We start from the raw sequence: 17,935 nt of genomic DNA on the forward strand, positions 1-17,935 counted from the left end.
TACAATTCTGCGTTTTTGTTTTTGAAAAATGAACTATCTAAACCTTGGTTGTGGTCGTCGTTTTCATCCTGAATGGACAAACGTAAATTTTATCTCGACAGGCGAAGATGTGATTGCTCACAACCTCACTCAAGGTATTTGCTTTCCTGATGCTTCCTTTGATGTTGTCTACCACTCCCATTTGCTTGAACATTTTTCTAAAACTGCCGCAGATTCATTTCTGAAAGAATGTTATCGTGTCCTACGTCCACAAGGTATTTTACGAGTAGCAGTGCCTGATTTAGAGCAAATAGCTCGAACATATTTACTAGCATTAGAACAAACTAGTTTAGGTGATAAAGAATGGGCAGCTAACTACGAATGGACATTACTAGAAATGTATGATCAAACTGTGAGAAACGAACCTGGAGGAAATATGGCAAAATATCTCCTCCAAAAAAATATACCTAATCAAGAATTTATTCTTAAACGTAGTGGTACCGAAGCCAAAAGTTTGATAGAAGCTGGACATCAATACAAGCAAAAATCTCAGCAAACATCAGAAACTCAACCAAAGTACTTCTTAAAACAGATTTACCGCTTTTTGCGCTGTCGAGAGTACCGCCGAGAGTCACTATTCAAGATTCTACTTGGTCATGAATACAATGCTTTACAAATTGGACGATTCCGTCAGGGTGGAGAGGTTCACCAATGGATGTATGACCGTTATTCCCTAAGTATTCTTTTAGAGAAATGTGGTTTTCAAAATATTATTCAACGAACTGCAATTGAAAGCTATATTCCAGGCTGGGTCGATTTCAATTTAGATACAGAAGCTGATGGCACAGTTTATAAACCAGACTCTATCTTTGTAGAAGCAATTAAGCCAGCACCATGAATGTCTTACATATCAACCAATCTGATATTGCTGGTGGAGCTGCGATCGCAGCCTATCGACTACATCAAGGCTTGCTAGCTCAAGGTGTAGATTCACGACTACTTGTGGGTACAGTTAAAACTAACAGTGATTGTGTGGCCACAATGCCAAGCAACCACCGTATTGAGAAACAACTCTTACGTATTACTTCACGTCTTGGCTTGAACTCCCTCAACTATATCAGTAGCTTTGATATTCCCAAGCACAGTTTCTACAAAAATACAGATGTTCTTAATTTTCACAACCTGCACACTGGTTATTTCAACTATCTGGCAATTCCAACATTAACTCAAAACAAACCAGCAGTCTTTACCCTCCATGATATGTGGAGCTTTACTGGTCATTGCGCCTATAGCTATGATTGTAGTCGCTGGAAAAATGGTTGCGGTAAATGTCCTCATCTAGATAGCTATCCTGCTGTTGTTAGAGATAACACCAATATTGAATGGAGACTTAAAAGCTGGGTTTACAGCCGCTCAAACCTGACTATCGCCGCTCCCAGTAATTGGCTAACAGAGGAAGCCAAGCAAAGTATACTAAACCACTTTCCTATTTATCATATCCCTAACGGTATTGACACACAAGCATATCAACCATTAGAGCAAGAACAATGTCGTTCTGTGCTAGATATACCTGTGAATAAAAAAGTATTAATGTTTGGTGCTGACAATCTGACGGATTCCCGTAAGGGAGGAGATTTATTATTGAAAGCACTGCAAAAATTACCTGCTTCTCTCAAAGCTGAAACAGTATTGTTAACTTTAGGTAATAGTGATGACAAATTTTCGGAAGCAGTGGGAATAGCTGCGGTCAATCTCGGTTATGTAAGCAGCGATCGCTTGAAATCTATTGCTTATTCTGCCGCAGATTTATTTATTTTTCCTACTCGTGCTGATAATCTTCCTCTGGTACTACAGGAAAGTATGGCTTGTGGTACTCCGATGGTCTCATTCAAAATAGGTGGTGTTCCTGATTTGGTACGTCCAGGAATCACAGGCTATTTAGCCACACCAGAAGATACTGATGATTTTTGCCAAGGAATTGTAGAGCTATTGGAGGATGCAAGTTTACGCGATTCAATGAGTCAAAATTGTCGAGCGATCGCCCTTGAGGAATATTCACTAGAATTACAGGCTAAACGATACATTGATTTGTATCACCAAATTTTGCAAAATTCAGAGGAAATAGCTTGTAAGTAGTTTTAGAAATAACAAAATTTCTAGACTATTTCTCAATATATAGCACTTGTTTATAAACCATTGTCTTAATTATAAACAGATAACATGAACAAAGTTAAAGCATTAGTCGGTAATATTCCTGGACTTCGTAAGTTGTCTATTTTTTTTCAACAGGGTTACGACATTGATAAGTTATACACCTCTCCTTTTCTCCGCACTTTTCCACCTGGTCATTTCTATTCACCTATTCCCAATCTTAGTGATGTGCTAGAAAAAGAGGATTTAATTTTTCAAAATAAAAAGGAATTTCCTAGCATAGACTTAAGAGAAGAAGAGCAACTCAAAATGCTTGAGTTACTTGCTCTCTACTATGAGGAATTACCTTTTCCAGAACAACCAAGTACATCTAGCCGATATTACTACCAAAATCAATTTTTCTGCTACTCAGACGCAATCATCTTATATGCTATGCTACGTCATTTCAAGCCTAAAAAAGTGATTGAGATTGGCTCTGGTTTTTCCTCAGCAGTTATGTTGGACACAAACGAAACTTTTCTGGCTAACGTTACAAATTTCACGTTTATCGAACCTTACCCTGAACGACTTTATAGTTTATTAAACGAAAAGGATAAGCATCAGCATAAAGTGATTGAAAAACCAGTTCAAGAAGTTGAACTTGAATTGTTTCAAATGCTAAACGCAGGTGATATTTTGTTTGTGGATTCGTCACACGTAGTTAAAATTGGCAGTGATGTTGCACATATCATCTTTGAGATCCTTCCTCGACTCAAGCCCGGAGTAATCGTACATTTTCACGATGTTTTTTGTTCCTTCGAGTATCCAAAAGAGTGGGTTGAAGAGGGAAGAGCATGGAATGAAAATTACTTCTTGAGAGCTTTTCTTCAATACAATTCCGTTTTTAATATTTTATACTTTAACTCATTTATGGGTCATTTCTATCAAGATGAACTTGAGCGTAAAATTCCTTTATGTTTACGCAATACCGGCGGTAGTCTGTGGATGAAAAAAGCTGTATAAAACCTGATCAAATTAGTCAAAAATGTCGAGCGATCGCCCTTGAGGAATATTCACTAGAATTACAGGCGAAACGGTACATTGATTTGTACAACAATATTTTAGAAAATTTTTAATAAATCATTAATGAAAGATAAATTTTAACTATACAAAATTTTTATTAAATTGGAACAAAATTATTTTCGATTCATTCTGATGATTTAGTAAGTATCAAAATACTACAAGGCGATGTACAAAAAATAGTTTGATGAATTTTTCAACATCAAAAAAATTATCCTCTCAAACACATTGAATCATGATTAGTGTTATTACCCCAGTTTACAACGGCGAAAAATTCATAGAATCTTGTATAAAAGTTGTAATCAATCAAAACAGTCCTGATGTCGAACACATCATTTCTGATGGTGGCTCAACAGACGGAACTGTAGATATTATTCAAGAGTACGCACAGAAGTATCCCCATATCCAATGGATTTCAGAAAAAGACAAAGGTCAGTCAGATGCAATGAATAAAGGGATTGCAATGGCTAGGGGAGAAATATTAGCTATTTTGAATGTTGATGATTACTATGAGCAAAATGTATTAAATCGAGTCTCAGAAATCTTTAAGACATTAACAGAACCAAGTTTACTAGTTGGCAACTGTAACGTATGGGATAATGAAGGTAGGCTAATTTTTATCAATAAGCCAGCTAAATTAAAGTTTACTGAACTATTACTAGGTGCTGAAGTAAATCCTCATCCAGTAAATCCAGCTGCCTATTTTTATCATAAGTCACTACATGAAAAAATAGGATTTTACAAAGTTGAAGAACATTTTGTAATGGATTTAGATTTCTTACTTAGGGCAGTTCAAGCAGCGACAGTAACTTATATAAATGAAACTTGGGGAAATTATCGATTACTGGAGGACACTAAAACAGTAGTTGATATGAAAAATGGTCAGAGTATCCATCGTGCAAAACAACTATTAAAGGCTTATCGAAAACAACTGCCCTTAGTCATGCAATGGAAAATATTTATAAAATCTAAACTTTATAGAACCAAGGTATGGCAAAAACTCAAATATTTTTCAAGCAATCGTCAAGAGTTATTGCCTAGCTTCAAGGCAAAAGTAGCAAAAATATTAAATTGATTAGTATTGATTATAAACATTGCACTCTTAAATAGTGATAAATATGTGAATATCTTGTCTTGGAGATATATATTTAGATGATAAAAGCAATATTGCACAATTCTAAATTTGCAGGAATTCCTAATGGCGATGGTGGACATCGTAGAACTGCTCAAATTAAAGAGCTAGTTAATCTATCAGGTTCAGAAGCTAACGATATTAAAATTACACCTGTTCCTAAATTAGATAAATATATTAGTGGTATCAATTGTATAGCAAAATATAAACTTAAAATATTTCCCTCCTATAAAGTTATTGGTGATTGTGGTCAAAAGTATCATATCTATCACAAGTATTTGACTGAACATCAAGGTGCAAAAGCCCTAGTTTGGGAAGCAACAGAAAACTATATTGCACCCTACGTCGCAAAACAATTTGGCTTTAAGATACTGGCCCTTCCCCATAATATTGAATCTTTGGTAACAGATCACGCAGATCCTTTAACTCGGAAATATTTACCAGACAGTTTAGAAAGTGAAATTTATCATCTTGCAAAAGCAGATGCAATCTTTTGTATTTCTCGTGAGGAGCAGTGGTTGCTTAAGTTACGTGGAATAAATGCTGATTTTTTACCTTACTATCCACCAAAATCTATATTATCAAATTTGCTAGAAATTAGGCAGAGTAGAAAAAATTCACAACCGCGGAGATTTTTAATTGTAGGAACAGCTGAAAACCCACCTACACGTTTGGGAATGATTGAACAAATTCAGTGGCTATCTGAAATCGAGACACTGTTGGATTGTGAAGTTGATATTGCTGGTTATGGTACAGAAAAACTTCAAGAATACTGTAAAAGTCCAAAATTTATTCTTCATGGAGCAGTGGAACAAAAAAAACTAAATCACCTCTTAATTAATGCTAAAGCAGTATTAGTACATCAGAAGGCAGGAGTTGGCGCCCTAACTCGTATTCCCGAAATGATTATTGCTGGTATTCCTGTAATTGCTAATAGTAATACTTGTAGAAGTGCTTTTGACTATCCGGGTATTTATTGTTATGACAATAAACATGAGATGGCAAATTTGTTATTTAAAAATTTGGATACACCTGTGATGTTGGAGCGTCCTATATCAGCAGAAAAACGTTTTATTGATTGCCTCCAAGAACTTTCAACCTCAAGCACTTAATCAACCAATTCATCTTAATTTCAGTCGTAAAATTAACATTTCCAAATATATATAAACATGTTCAGCATCATTACCCCAGTTTATAACGGCGATCGCTTCATTGAAGACTGCATCAAAGTAGTAATTGACCAAAATTGCCCCGATATTGAGCATATCATCGTCGATGGTGGTTCTAAAGATAGAACTGTAGAAATTATCAAACAGTATGCAGATAAATATCCACACATTCGCTGGATTTCGGAACCTGACAAGGGACAGTCAGATGCAATGAATAAAGGTATTGCAATGGCAAAGGGAGAGATTTTAGGTTTTTTAAATGTAGATGACTATTATGAACCTAATGTTCTGAATCGGGTATTAGACTATTTCCAACAACTTTCTGAACCAAGTTTTCTTGTCGCTAATTGCAATATTTGGAATGATGCTGGAGAGCTTGAGGATATTAATAAGCCTAAAAATATGGCACTAGCACAATTATTAGTAGGACCTTGGAAAAACCCATTCCCAGCAAATCCTGCTGCTTATTTTTATCATACTTCTCTACATCAAAAAATAGGTTTGTATAAACTTGATGAACATTATGCAATGGATATTGATTTTATATTTAGAGCGGTGCAAGTAGCAAACGTAAAATATGTAGATGAGATTTGGGGTAATCATCGCAGGCTAGAAGGTACCAAGACTGTTGATGATATGAAAAATAATCAAACTTTACCTCGGATATGCCGCTTACTCAAAGCTTATCGCAAAAATCTTCCACCATTCCAACGTTTTCTAGTGACAGTTGAATATACACTATTGAGAAATCTGGAAAGAATCAAGTTTATTGCAAAACATCCAGATCAAATCTTTACAAGAACAAAAGCAAAACTGCTAAACAGTCTCACCTGATTAATTGCAAAGGAGTAGAATGTGAAAGACCAACTTTTAGTTAGTATTGTGATTGCTAACTATAACTATGAAAAATTCATAGGCGACGCAATTGATAGCGCTCTGAAGCAAACTTATCAAAATATTGAAATTATTGTTGTAGATGATGGCTCAAAGGATAAGTCGAGAGAAATTATCACTAATTATGGTGAGAAAATATTACCCATATTTAAAGAAAATGGTGGACAACCATCAAATTATAATACAGGTTTTGCTGCTAGCCGAGGCGACATCATTTGCTTTCTAGATTCTGATGATGTATTTTTACCGAATAAAATAGCTGATATTGTCAAAATTTTTGAATCTTCTGAAGAAATTGGTTGGTGTTTTCATAGTATTAAATTAGTTGATGAAAATTGTAATCCTTTAAATTTTACTACAACAAATAACTATATATCTCATGAGTGTGATTTTCGTAAAATAATCAAAGCAGGTAAAATTCCTCCTTGTCTTCCTCCATCGTCTGCACTATGTTTTAGGCGATCGCTCTTAGAAAAAATTCTTCCCATGCCTACAACCAAAAAAATGCCAGGTAGTGATCATTATGTCAAATTCATGGCTAGTGGACTAAGTAAAGGCTTCATCTTAAAGAATGATCTGACACTTCAAAGGATACATAACAGCAACATGGGAACTTTGAGGAAGGATAAAAAACATATGCAAGCTAGGGAATATTTATTTACTGGTTTGTGGATTAAACAAGAATTTCCACAATTTAGTAAATTTGCCAATAAAATATTTGCTGTTGGTATGTGCTGGAATCAGCAAACCGGAAATAATGATTTGGAGAATAGTGTGATTACACAAACTTATTTAAACTCGATTTTTTGGCATGAAAAAATCAAACTGCAATGTATAATAATGTATTATTATCTACAGGATATAAAAAACCAATTTTTGAGTAACTTAATGATTCAAAAGCAATACCAGGGCTAATTGAATATATAAAAGTTGCTGAAAGATTGAAGTTTGTGGTGAGCTTGATGTCAACAAAATTGACCAAATAAAGTAATTACCAGCAAACATTTTTTATATACTTGATAAGTTAAACAATGCGGTTGCCACAAGCGCAATTTAGCTAAAAACAGTCGCTCAAGAGGATAAAAGATGACAACATCTTATAAGCTAACAGAGCCACAGTTGAAGCACAAAGCACTCAGTCGGCGTCGGATCATGCTGTTTGATATGTCTTGTGGTGGTCATCACGGTGCTTTCATTCAACATTTGATTCGCTACTGGGGTGAACATAACTTACCAGGATACATGGATATCGTAGTTATGCCCCAGTTTTTGCAGCAACATCAAGACGTAGTGGAATTAGCAGCAACTTATGGAAGCGATCGCCTGCGTTTTGTTCCCATTACAGCCAAAGAAGAGTCTGACCTTGGTCCTTGGTCTACCTTTGCGCGGCGCAAAACACGGGCTTTGCGCGAGTGGAGCCTCATGAGTCGGTATGCCAAAAATCTAGGTACTACAGAATGCTTGTTAATGTACTTTGATACCTTTCAGTTATCAGTTGTGTTACGGCGCAAGCTCCCTTGTCTTTTTTCTGGTATCTACTTCCGACCGAGATTTCACTATGGAGATTTTCAAGGTATTACTCTTTCTCGCAAAGATCACATCCGCCATTTGCAAGAACATGTTCACATTTCTCTAGCTCTAGGCCATCCCCAGTTTAAAACTCTATTTAGCCTAGATCAGTTTTCAGTCAAGCACCTCAACCAATCTAACAGCAATACCCAAGTAGTCTACTTACCCGATCCAGTACAAACTTATCCCAATAGGGAATTTAAGGCTAATTCTTTCAAAGCGAACTTAGGAATAGAACCAGGTCGTCTGGTATTTCTGATGTTTGGCATTATAGATGAGCGCAAAGGCATTCATCAAGTTCTAGATGCAGTGGCGATGCTACCGCTCCATCTGTCCCAAAAACTTTGTTTGCTGCTAGTTGGTTGTATCAGCAGCGCAGATAAACCAAAAGTAAAAGCTCAAATCACTAAACTCTCTCAGCTTCTACCAGTACAAATCATCACTCGTGATCAGTTTGTCATGGAAAAGGAAATTCAGTCTTATTTCCAGATATCGGATGTGGTATTGACTACCCATCAACGCCATGTAGGAACAAGCAATACTCTCATTCGGGCTGCTGCTGCTCAAAAACCTGTTTTATGTAGTGATTACGGACTGATGGGCGAGTGGACACGCCATTACAAATTAGGTCTTAATGTCAATTCGGTAGTAGTAAGTGAAGTAGCCAAAGGTTTAACTCGGTTTTTGCAGGAATCGCCAGAAAGATTTTTCGATTCGATGACTGCTAGAAATTTTGCTCAACAACACTCAGCTGGAAAGTATGCCGAAACAATATTCAGCTATATATAGCCGTAGTATAGTATAAAACAACAAATTCATGACGGACTCACACCTACGCGTACTTTTTATCAGTCACACCTATGTAGTAGGAGTGAACCAGGGAAAATTGAATGCGATCGCCGAAACCGGTAAAGTTGAAGTAGGGTTGCTAACTCCTAGTAATTGGAAAGCTCTGGAGTGGAATCGCTTCTTTGAAGTCGAAAAACCCTACCCCAAAATCAAAATTTATACCGCACCTGTATTATTTACAGGTCGCGGTGGCGCTCACATTTATGCACCTTGGCAAATCTGGAAAGTCGTCAATGACTTTCAACCCGATCTAGTGCAAGTTGAGGAAGAAGTCTTTTCCCTCTGTGCTTTTGAGTTAGCAGTATGGAGCCGACTCACCAGTAAGCCACTAGTCGTATTTGGTTGGGAAAACATGGAACGTATCCTACCAAAACCGCGCCACTGGGTGTGCCAATTTGTCCTCAATACCTCGCAGTTAATACTTCCTGGCAATCAGGATGGAGCAAATTTGCTGCGTCATTGGGGTTACACTGGCTTGATGGAAGTTATGCCTCAGATGGGAGTAGATACTAGTTTATTCAGTCCGCTCTTATCTGAAGCAGACAACAATCAAGAGTTTCGTATCGGTTTTCTCGGAAGATTGGTTCCAGAAAAAGGTATTGATACCATATTTGCAGCCGCTCGGCTTCTGAGAGAACGTGGACTCAAGTCTCAGATTATTCTTTGTGGTTCCGGTTACTACGAAGAATCACTGAGACAAGAGGCACAAAAACAACAGGTTGACGATTTAGTTATGTGGCGGGGGTCAGTACGCCACGATCAAGCACCAGAGGAACTTAGCAAATTTCATGTTTTGGTTCTGCCCTCACGCACCACTGATACTTGGAAAGAACAATTTGGTCATGTATTAATTGAAGCAATGGCGATGGGTGTGCCAGTGATTGGTTCCAGTTCTGGCGAAATTCCCAACGTCATTGGGCGTTCTGATTTGGTGTTTCCAGAAGGAGATGCTCAGAGATTGGCAGCAATCCTAGAACGCATGATTTGCGAACCACAATGGCATCAAGAAGTAGGATGCTACGGAATAACCAGAGTCAATCAGCATTATACCCATGAACGAATCGCAGAACGCTTAATCAATTGTTGGAAAATGCTGCTCAATCAGAAAAAAGAAGGGTTAGCTGCTGTTTGATAAAATCTCTGCTTTCTTTGTGCAAATCTGAAAATTTTGCCGAGGTTTGCGAAAATACTATGTTCGACAATTAGTTTTGATCAAGTTCTACAATATACAAGCGAGATAGTAATGCGTGTAGTGATTGCGCGTTCAATGCCCAATTTTAGTATGGATGTTTATGCCGATGGTCTAATTTCAGGACTCAAAACCGTCAGACCAAATTGGGAAATTATTGAACTAATACCCCGTCCGATTGATAGAAGCAATCATTCTTTGTTTCTCAGAGTCAAAAAATACTATGAACGTTTCTGGGGTTTTCCTAATCAAATTAATAAACAAACAGCAGATATATTTCATATCATCGACCATAGTGAAGGTCATATCGTTAATTGGTTAAAAAATAAAGGCAAACCAGTTGTTGTCACCTGTCACGACTTAATCAACTATTTCTACAGCGAGCATATTCAAGGTTCTGTGAAAGTTCCTCTAGTTAGTAACAGTTTGTGGCTTCATTCTGTGCAATCGATGCAGCACGCCAATCACATTATTACCGTTTCTTCTGAAACAGCTAAAGATACAACTAAAATATTAAATATTGAGCCGACACGTATTACTGTAATTCCCAACGCCGTTGAGTCTATATTTAAACCCTTGCCCAACAAAAATCAAGCGGAATCTTTTCGTAAGAAACAGGGAATTTCATCAGAAACAACTTGTCTACTCAACGTAGGGGGGAATTTTGCTCGCAAGAATATTGATACCATTCTGAAAGTAGTAAAAATCTTGAAAGAAAAAGATGTACCTATACATTTTTGGAGAGTAGGTTCACCATTTACAGAAGATAATGAAAAATTTATCCAGAGTCAAGGTTTAGAAAATCATGTAAGCTTTCTAGGAAAGCCAGACAAGTCAACTCTGGTGCAAATTTACAACGCCGCTGATATCTTAATGGCACCTTCCCTCTATGAAGGATTTGGAATCACAATCCTAGAAGCAATGGCTTGTGGAACCCCGGTGATTACCTCAAATGTCTCAGCTATGCCGGAGGTTGCAGGTGATGCTGGAATTTTAGTTAATCCCACTGATGAACAAGCGATCGCAGATGCCGTCTACCATCTACAAAATAACCCTGTCTATTATCAGGAATTAGTCAAAAAGGGGCTGGAAAGAGTTAAGTTATTTACTTGGGAAAAAACAGCAGAAAAAGTTGCTGAAGTTTATGAAAAGTTAGCATTGAAATAGAAGTTTTATCAATTAATTAAACAATTAGAAAAATTTTTTAAAGGGAGAACAATGTCTGCAAATTCTTCAATACTAATTGATACTCGTTGGATTGGCTCTCATGGTATTGGACGTTTTGCCCATGAGATGACAAATCGCTTAGAAGGGGCTAAACATCTGCCTCCAGGGTTTGCTCCTTACCCTTTTCACCGTTTGGACATTTTGTGGCAAACTTGGTCGTTGATCAACTTACGACCAAAAGTTTACTTTAACCCTGGTTTTAACCCACCTCTATGGAGTCCTGTACATTTTGTATTTACTATTTATGACCTCATTCTTCTGCGTTTCCCAGAAGAAGCAAGTAAATTAATGCAACCTTACTTTCGCTATGTAGTGCGCCCAGCAGCTCGACGCGCCTATTGTGTCCTGACTTGTTCAGAATTTTCCAAGCAGGAAATTATCGAATGGGCGGATTTACCAGAAGAAAAGGTTGTTGTCGTTGGGTGCGGAGTCGGAGCAGAATTCATTCCTAGTGGCGATCGCCATACACCTGGCTATCCTTACCTTCTCTACGTGGGAAACCGCAGACCACATAAAAATTTACCACGCCTATTGACTGCCTTTGCACAGTCAGGAATCAGCCAAGAAGTAAAGCTGATGCTGTCTGGTGATCCGGATAACACAATTATTGAACGAATTAATCAACTAGGTTTGCAAGACAAAGTAGTCTTTGCAGGCTTTATTCCCGAAGAAAAACTTCCAGCATATTATCGGGGCGCCATAGCAGTGGTGTTTCCTTCCCTTTATGAAGGCTTCGGTCTCCCTGCTCTTGAGGCTATGGCTTGTGGTGTTCCAGTAGTTACATCTACTGTCACTTCGCTTCCAGAAGTGGTAGGTGATGCAGGAGTGTTAGTTGATCCTTATGATGTCGAAGCTATTAGTGAGGGTATTCGCCTTGCTGTAGAAGACGATACTCTGAGGAAAACTTTAATTTCTAGAGGCCTAGCGCGAAGCGAGCATTTTACTTGGGAACGCACAGCTAAACTTACCCAGCAGGTATTACAAGCAGCACAAGCATAGTTGATTATTGCTGCACTAATCTTTACAAACGAAGTGAGGAGAATTTGATGAAGAAACTGAATCTTGGTTGTGGAAAAGATATACGACCCGGCTGGATTAATTTAGACTGCGTAAAACTTCCTGGTATTGATATTGTCCACGATCTTACATCAATTCCACTACCGTTTGAAGATAATGCATTTGACGAAGTTTTATGTCAAGATGTGCTAGAACATATTGAATATGTTCCTGTGTTAAGAGAAATCCATCGGATTTTGAAACCTGGAGGAAAAGTTACTATCAGAGTTCCACACTTTTCTTCAAGTGATGCTTATGCCGATCCCACCCATCATCGTTATTTTTCAATACATACCTTTCGTTATTTCATATTAGAAGATGAAAGATCATATTATTTTGATTTTCATTTTTCCAAAATCGAATCAATAAAGCTTTATTTCCAAAAAAGACTTGCTTATTTTTACAATATTTTTTTAGAGCCAATCATAAATTTAAATAAAAGAATGCAGAATTATTATGAAAAATCTCCATTACGGATTTTTCCAGCATGGAATTTAGAAGTAATTTTAATCAAATAACAAACAGTTGCTAATATTCTTGCAGAAGCAACCAAATGAAACTTTATCTGTACCTCAAACATTTCCCTCCTCAGGGTGACAATCTCAATGAAGGAACCACAAAAGCTGTACACGGTCTGGCTTCTGGATTAGCTAGCTGTGGCGTGGATGTTACAGTTTTGTGTGAAGGTGTAGCTAGCAGTTCTTTTCAGGCTCAATCTGGCTACAAAATAGAGTGCTTTGCAAATGACAAACATAAGCATCCATCTTTCAAGATAGCAACTGGCTTAAAAGATTATATCAACAATCTATCTCGCGATAGCCTTGTCATCCTCAATGGTATATTTCATCGTAGTGTTTATTCATTATCGCAATTTTTAAGAAAAAAAAATATTTCATATATAGTCGCACCCCACGATCCATATCATCCATCAATTTTTAAGAAAAATGCATACCTGAAATTGCCATACTGGTATCTACTAGAGCAACGAATGCTCAAGCAAGCACAAGCTGTACAAATTCTAGATATTCGTCACGCTCAATGGTTAAGAAATTTGGGAATTCATACGCCGGTTATCGCTACACCTAACGGCTTTTTTCCTGATGATGTCTATCCTGAATCGACTATTAAATGGGAACAAAATAGTAAACCAAAAATATTCTTTCTAGGTCGATTAGATTCTTATAATAAAGGGCTAGATATTCTGCTAGATGGGTTTGCAGAAACTGTCAGGGTGGCAGATTTTCAACTTACTATTCAAGGTCCCGATTGGGGAGATAAAAAAGCACTACAAGAACAGACTAATAAACTCGGATTGTCAGAGAGAGTAACTTTTTTAGAACCTGATTACAACAAATCTCCCTCTTTATTGATTGCAAAACACGATATTTTTTGTATTCCTTCTCGTTTTGAAGGTTTTAGTTTAGCAGCCATAGAAGCAATGCTGGCTGGTCGGGTACTGCTGATTTCCGAAGTTGCTGGTATTGCACCACATGTTGAGGCTAGTGGGTGTGGTATTGTCGTCGAACCAGAGCCATCCTCTCTCAAAGCAGGCTTGATGAAATTATTAGAACGGCGCACCCATTGGCAAGAAATGGGACTCAACGGACGACGCTATGCGCTTGAATATTTGCGTTGGGATGCGATCGCCTCTAAAGCACTGCAAGAGTATCAACACCTGTTGCTCACCTCCAACCGCTCATAGTGGTGATTTTGAGTGTTTTGAAATTTTGATATTTTATAGAGGGAAATAATGTATGAAAATCCTGATATCTGCATACTCATGTGAACCGGGTAGGGGTTCTGAGCCTGGTGTAGGTTGGAGTGTTGCACGAGAAGTCGCCAAATACCATGAGGTCTGGGTATTGACTAGACCTGATGAAAGTGGTGACATTATTGAAGCAGAATTAGCTCGTAACCCAGTTCCCAACTTGCACTTTGTATATTTCAATTTACCTATCCTGGGAAGCCTCTGGCGTTGGAACCAATCAGGGGCGATGCAAATTCACTACTATCTTTGGCAAATTCAAGCATATTTTGTTGCCCGTCGCCTGCATCGCCAAATTGGCTTTGATGCGATTCACCATGTCACCTTTGTGAAATATTCTAATCCCAGTTTCCTATCACTGTTGCCTGTACCCTTTATTTGGGGGCCAGTCGGTGGTGGAGAATCTGCACCAAAAGCTTTTTGGCAAGATTTTAGTCTGCGTGCCAAAGCTTACGAAACTGCACGCAGCTTGATTCGCCGCGTGGGTGAACTTGATCCATTTGTCTACCTGACTGCCAAAAAAAGTGCTGTAGTCCGAGCTACAACAGAAGATACAGCTAAACGTATTCGCAAAATGGGTGTCAATAAGGTAGAAGTGATTTGCGAATCAGGTTTACCCAAAGAAGAAATTCTCAATCTTGCTCAGTTTCCTATGCCCACTGACTCTACCGTGAGATTTATTAGTATGGGTAGACTCTTACACTGGAAAGGTTTTCACCTGGGATTACATGCCTTTGCCAAAGCTAATCTACCAGATGCGGAGTACTGGATTCTAGGTGATGGGCCTGAGCGTCAAAACCTGCAAAACCTGGCTGAAAAACTGGGAATTGCCGAAAAGGTGAAATTTTGGGGTAGGCTACCACGAGAGCAAAGCTTAGAAAAATTAAGTGATTGTATTGCTTTGGTTCACCCCAGCCTGCACGACTCTGGTGGTTGGGTGTGCTTGGAAGCAATGGCAGCAGGTCGTCCAGTTTTGTGTCTGGATTTAGGAGGACCGACTGTGCAAGTTACATCCGCTACAGGCTTTAAAGTTCCTGCTCACACACCTGAACAAGTTGCACAGGATTTGGCTTCAGCCATGATCCTTTTAGCGCAAGATCCAGAACTGAGAAGTCAAATGAGCCAAGCCGCCCAAACCAGAGTCAAAGAGGTGTTTGACCGAGAAGTGATGGGTGCAGCCCTAGCTCAACTCTATGAAGAAATTGCCGGACGTCGCACTCCTCAGACTGAACAGATATTACTAAACTCCAACTAGTCTATTGTGGGAATAACCTCGTATGCATATTCTAAGTATCCACAATAGCTACCAGATTCGCGGCGGAGAAGACGAGTGCCACGAGGCTGAGGTCAAACTTTTACGAGAGATGGGGCATCAAGTTGATGTCTACGAAGAAAATAACGATCGCGTTACCAAATTGAGTAAGCTAAATGTTGCCGCCAAAACAGTTTGGTCAGATGAAGCTTATCACACTGTCAGGCATATGTTACAACAACAGCCCTGTGATATCGTTCACGTCCAGAATTTTTTCCCCCTGATTTCGCCTTCAGTTTACTATGCAGCCCAAGCACAGAAAGTACCTGTAGTCCAGACCCTACACAATTACCGTTTTCTGTGTCCCAACGCTTTATTTTTCCGCGAAGGCAATATTTGTGAAGACTGCTTGGGGCTATCTGTTCCCTATCCAGGAGTGTTGCATGGTTGTTATCGCAACAGCAAAGTAGCAAGTGTTGGTGTTGCGACAATGCTGACTGTGCATAGACTGATGAGTACTTGGGTCAAGACGGTGGATTTATACATCGCTCTGACTGAGTTTGCTCGTCAGAAATTTATTGCTGGTGGTCTGCCAGCAGATAAAATTGTGGTCAAACCAAACTTTGTCAGTCCCGAACCTGCGATTGGTAACGGAAGTGGTGGTTATGCTCTGTTTGTAGGTAGACTTTCTGTGGAAAAGGGTTTAGATACCCTGTTAAAAGCTTGGGAACATCTCGGTCTACAAATACCTCTCAAAATTGTAGGTGATGGCCCTTTAGCTCACGAAGTGGTAGCAGCTGTCAAAAGGCATTCTTATATAGAATGGCTAGGACGCAGAGCAATGTCAGAAGTGCATGATTTGATGGGAGAAGCAATGTTTTTGGTCTTTCCCTCCAAATGGTATGAAACCTTTGGGCGTGTTGCAGTCGAGGCGTTTGCTAAAGGCACTCCCGTGATTGCTGCCAATATCGGTGCTGTAGCAGAATTGATAGATTCTGGTCGAACTGGGCTTCATTTCCGTCCTGGTGATGCAAATGACTTAATCACCCAGGTAGAGTGGATTTTAGCAAATCCAACAAAGCTTGCTGATATGCGCCAGGAAGCAAGGGCAGAGTTTGAAGCAAAGTACACAGCCCAGAAAAATTACCAAAGACTCATGGAAATTTATACTAAGATGCAAAACTTTGGTTGCAAATATTAAGTAAATTCAGGGGGATAGATGAAGGTTGGAATAGGAGTTTACAAAAAACAAGAAGGATACATTAAAAATTCGTTTCTGATCATACTAGCTTTTGCTACCGCTTTTTTCCCCCGGATTCTTAATTCTATTGGTTTCCCCGCGCCAATCAATTTTGTTCACTTCCTAATCGTTCCCATCGCTTGTGGAATTGTAGTCACTAAAACTAAGATAAGAAATAAAAACCAAATTTCAATTGCTAAAGCACTTTTATTTGGTTTTTTAATTCTACTGGGAATGATGACCGCCAGCGCCTTTTTAAATAAAGCTGGGCTAATTAATATATTCTTATCGTTGATGTTGCTGAGTGAGCCATTTCTAGTCTTACTGGCAATAATTTGTATTCCTATTTCTCAAGAAAGCTTTAAAAAATTTAGAACTTGGATATTACGCTTCGGTTGTTTTCATATTTTCTTAGCTATTGCCCAGCATTTTCTGATCATCGTCGGCATTTTGAATGTCACTGAAATGCAACCAACAGACAATGTTCAAGGAGTTTTCTATCTGACAGGCTCCGGTCATGTTGTCGCTGCTTCTGTATCTATGTCTTTTGGTTTGTATTATTTAATCAGTGCCAAGACTGCTCCAATATTGCTACGATCTTCCATGATTGTGGCTGCCTTTTTTCAGTTATTATTTGCAGACGCTAAACAGGTGCTTTTAGTCTGGCTGCTAGCTTGGTTTATACTGATCATGATTAAATTACAAGACCTGAGAAAAACCATACAGTATTTGATCGCTGCAATTTTAATAAGTTACGGGCTGTGGTGGTGCATACAAAATGTAGAAGCATTTAGCGCTTTTAATACTTGGATCAGACCAGAACTTTATGGTCCTGATGGTCAAGCAACATTACTTAAATCAGCACCAATTAGAATTATTCCTACATTTTATAAATCACCCTTAAATTGGTTGCTTGGTCTTGGCCCAGGTCACACAGTTGGACGATTAGGCGGATGGATGTTAAAGGACTACTCATTTTTATTGAAACCATTGGGTGCTACTACCCATCCTGCTAGTCAGGCTGTTTGGGATGCTTGGAGTGAATTTTCTTGGTTAGACTCTAGCTTTTTCGCTCCGCTTTGGAGTTGGGCTGGTATTTGGGGAGATTTTGGATTTGCAGGTTTAGGAGCTTATTTATATCTGGCGTCTATCGTCTGGCGCCGAATTTGCTTGGATGACTTTTGCAAATTTACAATGCTGACTGTGTTGATTTATGGTTTCGTTTTCACTCAGCTAGAAGAACCTGGTTATATGCTTTCAATGGCTATGTTAATTGGTATGCGATGGCACGAGTTGCAAATTTTAAAGCACTCGCGCTTTTATCACGCACAATTGGATATAGAAGCAGACAGACAATTAAAGGCTGAAACATGAATTATCAAGATAAATTTTTGAAATTTTATC

At 38.6% G+C, this 17,935-nt stretch carries 17 protein-coding genes; all 17 read left to right on the forward strand.

The window, feature by feature from the left end; all coding sequences use genetic code 11:
• Positions 1 to 28 precede the first annotated feature (28 nt).
• The 17 genes from ACE1AT_RS19960 (at position 29) to ACE1AT_RS20040 (ending at position 17,905) form a co-directional block, all read left to right on the forward strand.
• On the forward strand, positions 29 to 877 hold the full coding sequence (locus ACE1AT_RS19960) for a methyltransferase domain-containing protein (RefSeq protein WP_374871446.1): 849 nt from the start codon (positions 29 to 31) through the stop codon (positions 875 to 877).
• Positions 874 to 2,115: a glycosyltransferase family 4 protein gene (locus ACE1AT_RS19965; protein WP_374871447.1), complete on the forward strand. Its 1,242-nt coding sequence runs from the start codon at positions 874 to 876 to the stop codon at positions 2,113 to 2,115. Before ACE1AT_RS19960 ends, ACE1AT_RS19965 begins: the two co-directional genes overlap by 4 nt.
• 84 nt (positions 2,116 to 2,199) lie before the next feature.
• Positions 2,200 to 3,132 (forward strand): class I SAM-dependent methyltransferase, encoded by a 933-nt coding sequence (locus ACE1AT_RS19970; RefSeq protein ID WP_374871449.1) that lies wholly within the window; start codon positions 2,200 to 2,202, stop codon positions 3,130 to 3,132.
• Positions 3,111 to 3,245 (forward strand): hypothetical protein, encoded by a 135-nt coding sequence (locus ACE1AT_RS19975; RefSeq protein ID WP_374871451.1) that lies wholly within the window; start codon positions 3,111 to 3,113, stop codon positions 3,243 to 3,245. The genes ACE1AT_RS19970 and ACE1AT_RS19975 overlap by 22 nt, the downstream gene beginning before the upstream one ends.
• A gap of 179 nt (positions 3,246 to 3,424) precedes the next feature.
• Positions 3,425 to 4,264 carry a glycosyltransferase family 2 protein gene (locus ACE1AT_RS19980; protein ID WP_374871453.1) on the forward strand — a complete coding sequence of 280 codons (840 nt, stop codon included), beginning with the start codon at positions 3,425 to 3,427 and terminating at the stop codon, positions 4,262 to 4,264.
• 77 nt (positions 4,265 to 4,341) lie between these two features.
• Positions 4,342 to 5,433, forward strand: coding sequence for a hypothetical protein (locus ACE1AT_RS19985; RefSeq protein ID WP_374871455.1), 1,092 nt, complete (start codon positions 4,342 to 4,344; stop codon positions 5,431 to 5,433).
• Positions 5,434 to 5,490: 57 nt separating this feature from the next.
• Positions 5,491 to 6,324 carry a glycosyltransferase family 2 protein gene (locus ACE1AT_RS19990; RefSeq protein WP_374871457.1) on the forward strand — a complete coding sequence of 278 codons (834 nt, stop codon included), beginning with the start codon at positions 5,491 to 5,493 and terminating at the stop codon, positions 6,322 to 6,324.
• A gap of 21 nt (positions 6,325 to 6,345) precedes the next feature.
• Complete coding sequence (locus tag ACE1AT_RS19995; RefSeq protein WP_374871459.1) at positions 6,346 to 7,299, forward strand: glycosyltransferase family 2 protein; 954 nt, start codon at positions 6,346 to 6,348, stop codon at positions 7,297 to 7,299.
• A gap of 171 nt (positions 7,300 to 7,470) precedes the next feature.
• A complete protein-coding gene (locus ACE1AT_RS20000; protein ID WP_374871461.1) occupies positions 7,471 to 8,742 on the forward strand; it encodes a glycosyltransferase in 1,272 nt (423 codons plus the stop codon).
• 28 nt (positions 8,743 to 8,770) lie between these two features.
• Positions 8,771 to 9,934: a glycosyltransferase gene (locus ACE1AT_RS20005; protein WP_374871463.1), complete on the forward strand. Its 1,164-nt coding sequence runs from the start codon at positions 8,771 to 8,773 to the stop codon at positions 9,932 to 9,934.
• Between the two features lie 111 nt (positions 9,935 to 10,045).
• Complete coding sequence (locus ACE1AT_RS20010) at positions 10,046 to 11,158, forward strand: glycosyltransferase family 4 protein (RefSeq protein WP_374871465.1); 1,113 nt, start codon at positions 10,046 to 10,048, stop codon at positions 11,156 to 11,158.
• A gap of 51 nt (positions 11,159 to 11,209) precedes the next feature.
• On the forward strand, positions 11,210 to 12,217 hold the full coding sequence (locus ACE1AT_RS20015) for a glycosyltransferase family 4 protein (protein ID WP_374871467.1): 1,008 nt from the start codon (positions 11,210 to 11,212) through the stop codon (positions 12,215 to 12,217).
• Positions 12,218 to 12,264: 47 nt separating this feature from the next.
• Positions 12,265 to 12,792 (forward strand): methyltransferase domain-containing protein, encoded by a 528-nt coding sequence (locus tag ACE1AT_RS20020; RefSeq protein ID WP_374871469.1) that lies wholly within the window; start codon positions 12,265 to 12,267, stop codon positions 12,790 to 12,792.
• A gap of 35 nt (positions 12,793 to 12,827) precedes the next feature.
• Entirely contained in the window at positions 12,828 to 13,976 is a 1,149-nt protein-coding gene (locus ACE1AT_RS20025; protein WP_374871471.1) for a glycosyltransferase, read from the forward strand.
• A 52-nt stretch (positions 13,977 to 14,028) separates the two neighbouring features.
• The gene (locus ACE1AT_RS20030) at positions 14,029 to 15,294 is read left to right on the forward strand and encodes a glycosyltransferase family 4 protein (RefSeq protein WP_374871473.1); all 1,266 of its coding nucleotides are present in this window, start codon (positions 14,029 to 14,031) and stop codon (positions 15,292 to 15,294) included.
• Between the two features lie 22 nt (positions 15,295 to 15,316).
• Complete coding sequence (locus ACE1AT_RS20035) at positions 15,317 to 16,492, forward strand: glycosyltransferase family 4 protein (RefSeq protein WP_374871475.1); 1,176 nt, start codon at positions 15,317 to 15,319, stop codon at positions 16,490 to 16,492.
• An 18-nt stretch (positions 16,493 to 16,510) separates the two neighbouring features.
• Entirely contained in the window at positions 16,511 to 17,905 is a 1,395-nt protein-coding gene (locus ACE1AT_RS20040) for a hypothetical protein (protein ID WP_374871477.1), read from the forward strand.
• The last annotated feature ends 30 nt before the right edge of the window (positions 17,906 to 17,935 follow it).

The organism is Pelatocladus sp. BLCC-F211 (assembly GCF_041928655.1).
Lineage (GTDB): Bacteria > Cyanobacteriota > Cyanobacteriia > Cyanobacteriales > Nostocaceae > Pelatocladus.

Bases quoted from the DNA above. Each gene is read 5' to 3' on its own strand.
- ACE1AT_RS19960 (WP_374871446.1), top strand. From the start codon at position 29: ATGAACTATCTAAACCTTGGTTGTGGTCGTCGTTTTCATCCTGAATGG.
- ACE1AT_RS19965 (WP_374871447.1), top strand. From the start codon at position 874: ATGAATGTCTTACATATCAACCAATCTGATATTGCTGGTGGAGCTGCG.
- ACE1AT_RS19970 (WP_374871449.1), top strand. From the start codon at position 2,200: ATGAACAAAGTTAAAGCATTAGTCGGTAATATTCCTGGACTTCGTAAG.
- ACE1AT_RS19980 (WP_374871453.1), top strand. From the start codon at position 3,425: ATGATTAGTGTTATTACCCCAGTTTACAACGGCGAAAAATTCATAGAA.
- ACE1AT_RS19985 (WP_374871455.1), top strand. From the start codon at position 4,342: ATGATAAAAGCAATATTGCACAATTCTAAATTTGCAGGAATTCCTAAT.
- ACE1AT_RS19990 (WP_374871457.1), top strand. From the start codon at position 5,491: ATGTTCAGCATCATTACCCCAGTTTATAACGGCGATCGCTTCATTGAA.
- ACE1AT_RS20000 (WP_374871461.1), top strand. From the start codon at position 7,471: ATGACAACATCTTATAAGCTAACAGAGCCACAGTTGAAGCACAAAGCA.
- ACE1AT_RS20005 (WP_374871463.1), top strand. From the start codon at position 8,771: ATGACGGACTCACACCTACGCGTACTTTTTATCAGTCACACCTATGTA.
- ACE1AT_RS20010 (WP_374871465.1), top strand. From the start codon at position 10,046: ATGCGTGTAGTGATTGCGCGTTCAATGCCCAATTTTAGTATGGATGTT.
- ACE1AT_RS20015 (WP_374871467.1), top strand. From the start codon at position 11,210: ATGTCTGCAAATTCTTCAATACTAATTGATACTCGTTGGATTGGCTCT.
- ACE1AT_RS20020 (WP_374871469.1), top strand. From the start codon at position 12,265: ATGAAGAAACTGAATCTTGGTTGTGGAAAAGATATACGACCCGGCTGG.
- ACE1AT_RS20025 (WP_374871471.1), top strand. From the start codon at position 12,828: ATGAAACTTTATCTGTACCTCAAACATTTCCCTCCTCAGGGTGACAAT.
- ACE1AT_RS20030 (WP_374871473.1), top strand. From the start codon at position 14,029: ATGAAAATCCTGATATCTGCATACTCATGTGAACCGGGTAGGGGTTCT.
- ACE1AT_RS20035 (WP_374871475.1), top strand. From the start codon at position 15,317: ATGCATATTCTAAGTATCCACAATAGCTACCAGATTCGCGGCGGAGAA.
- ACE1AT_RS20040 (WP_374871477.1), top strand. From the start codon at position 16,511: ATGAAGGTTGGAATAGGAGTTTACAAAAAACAAGAAGGATACATTAAA.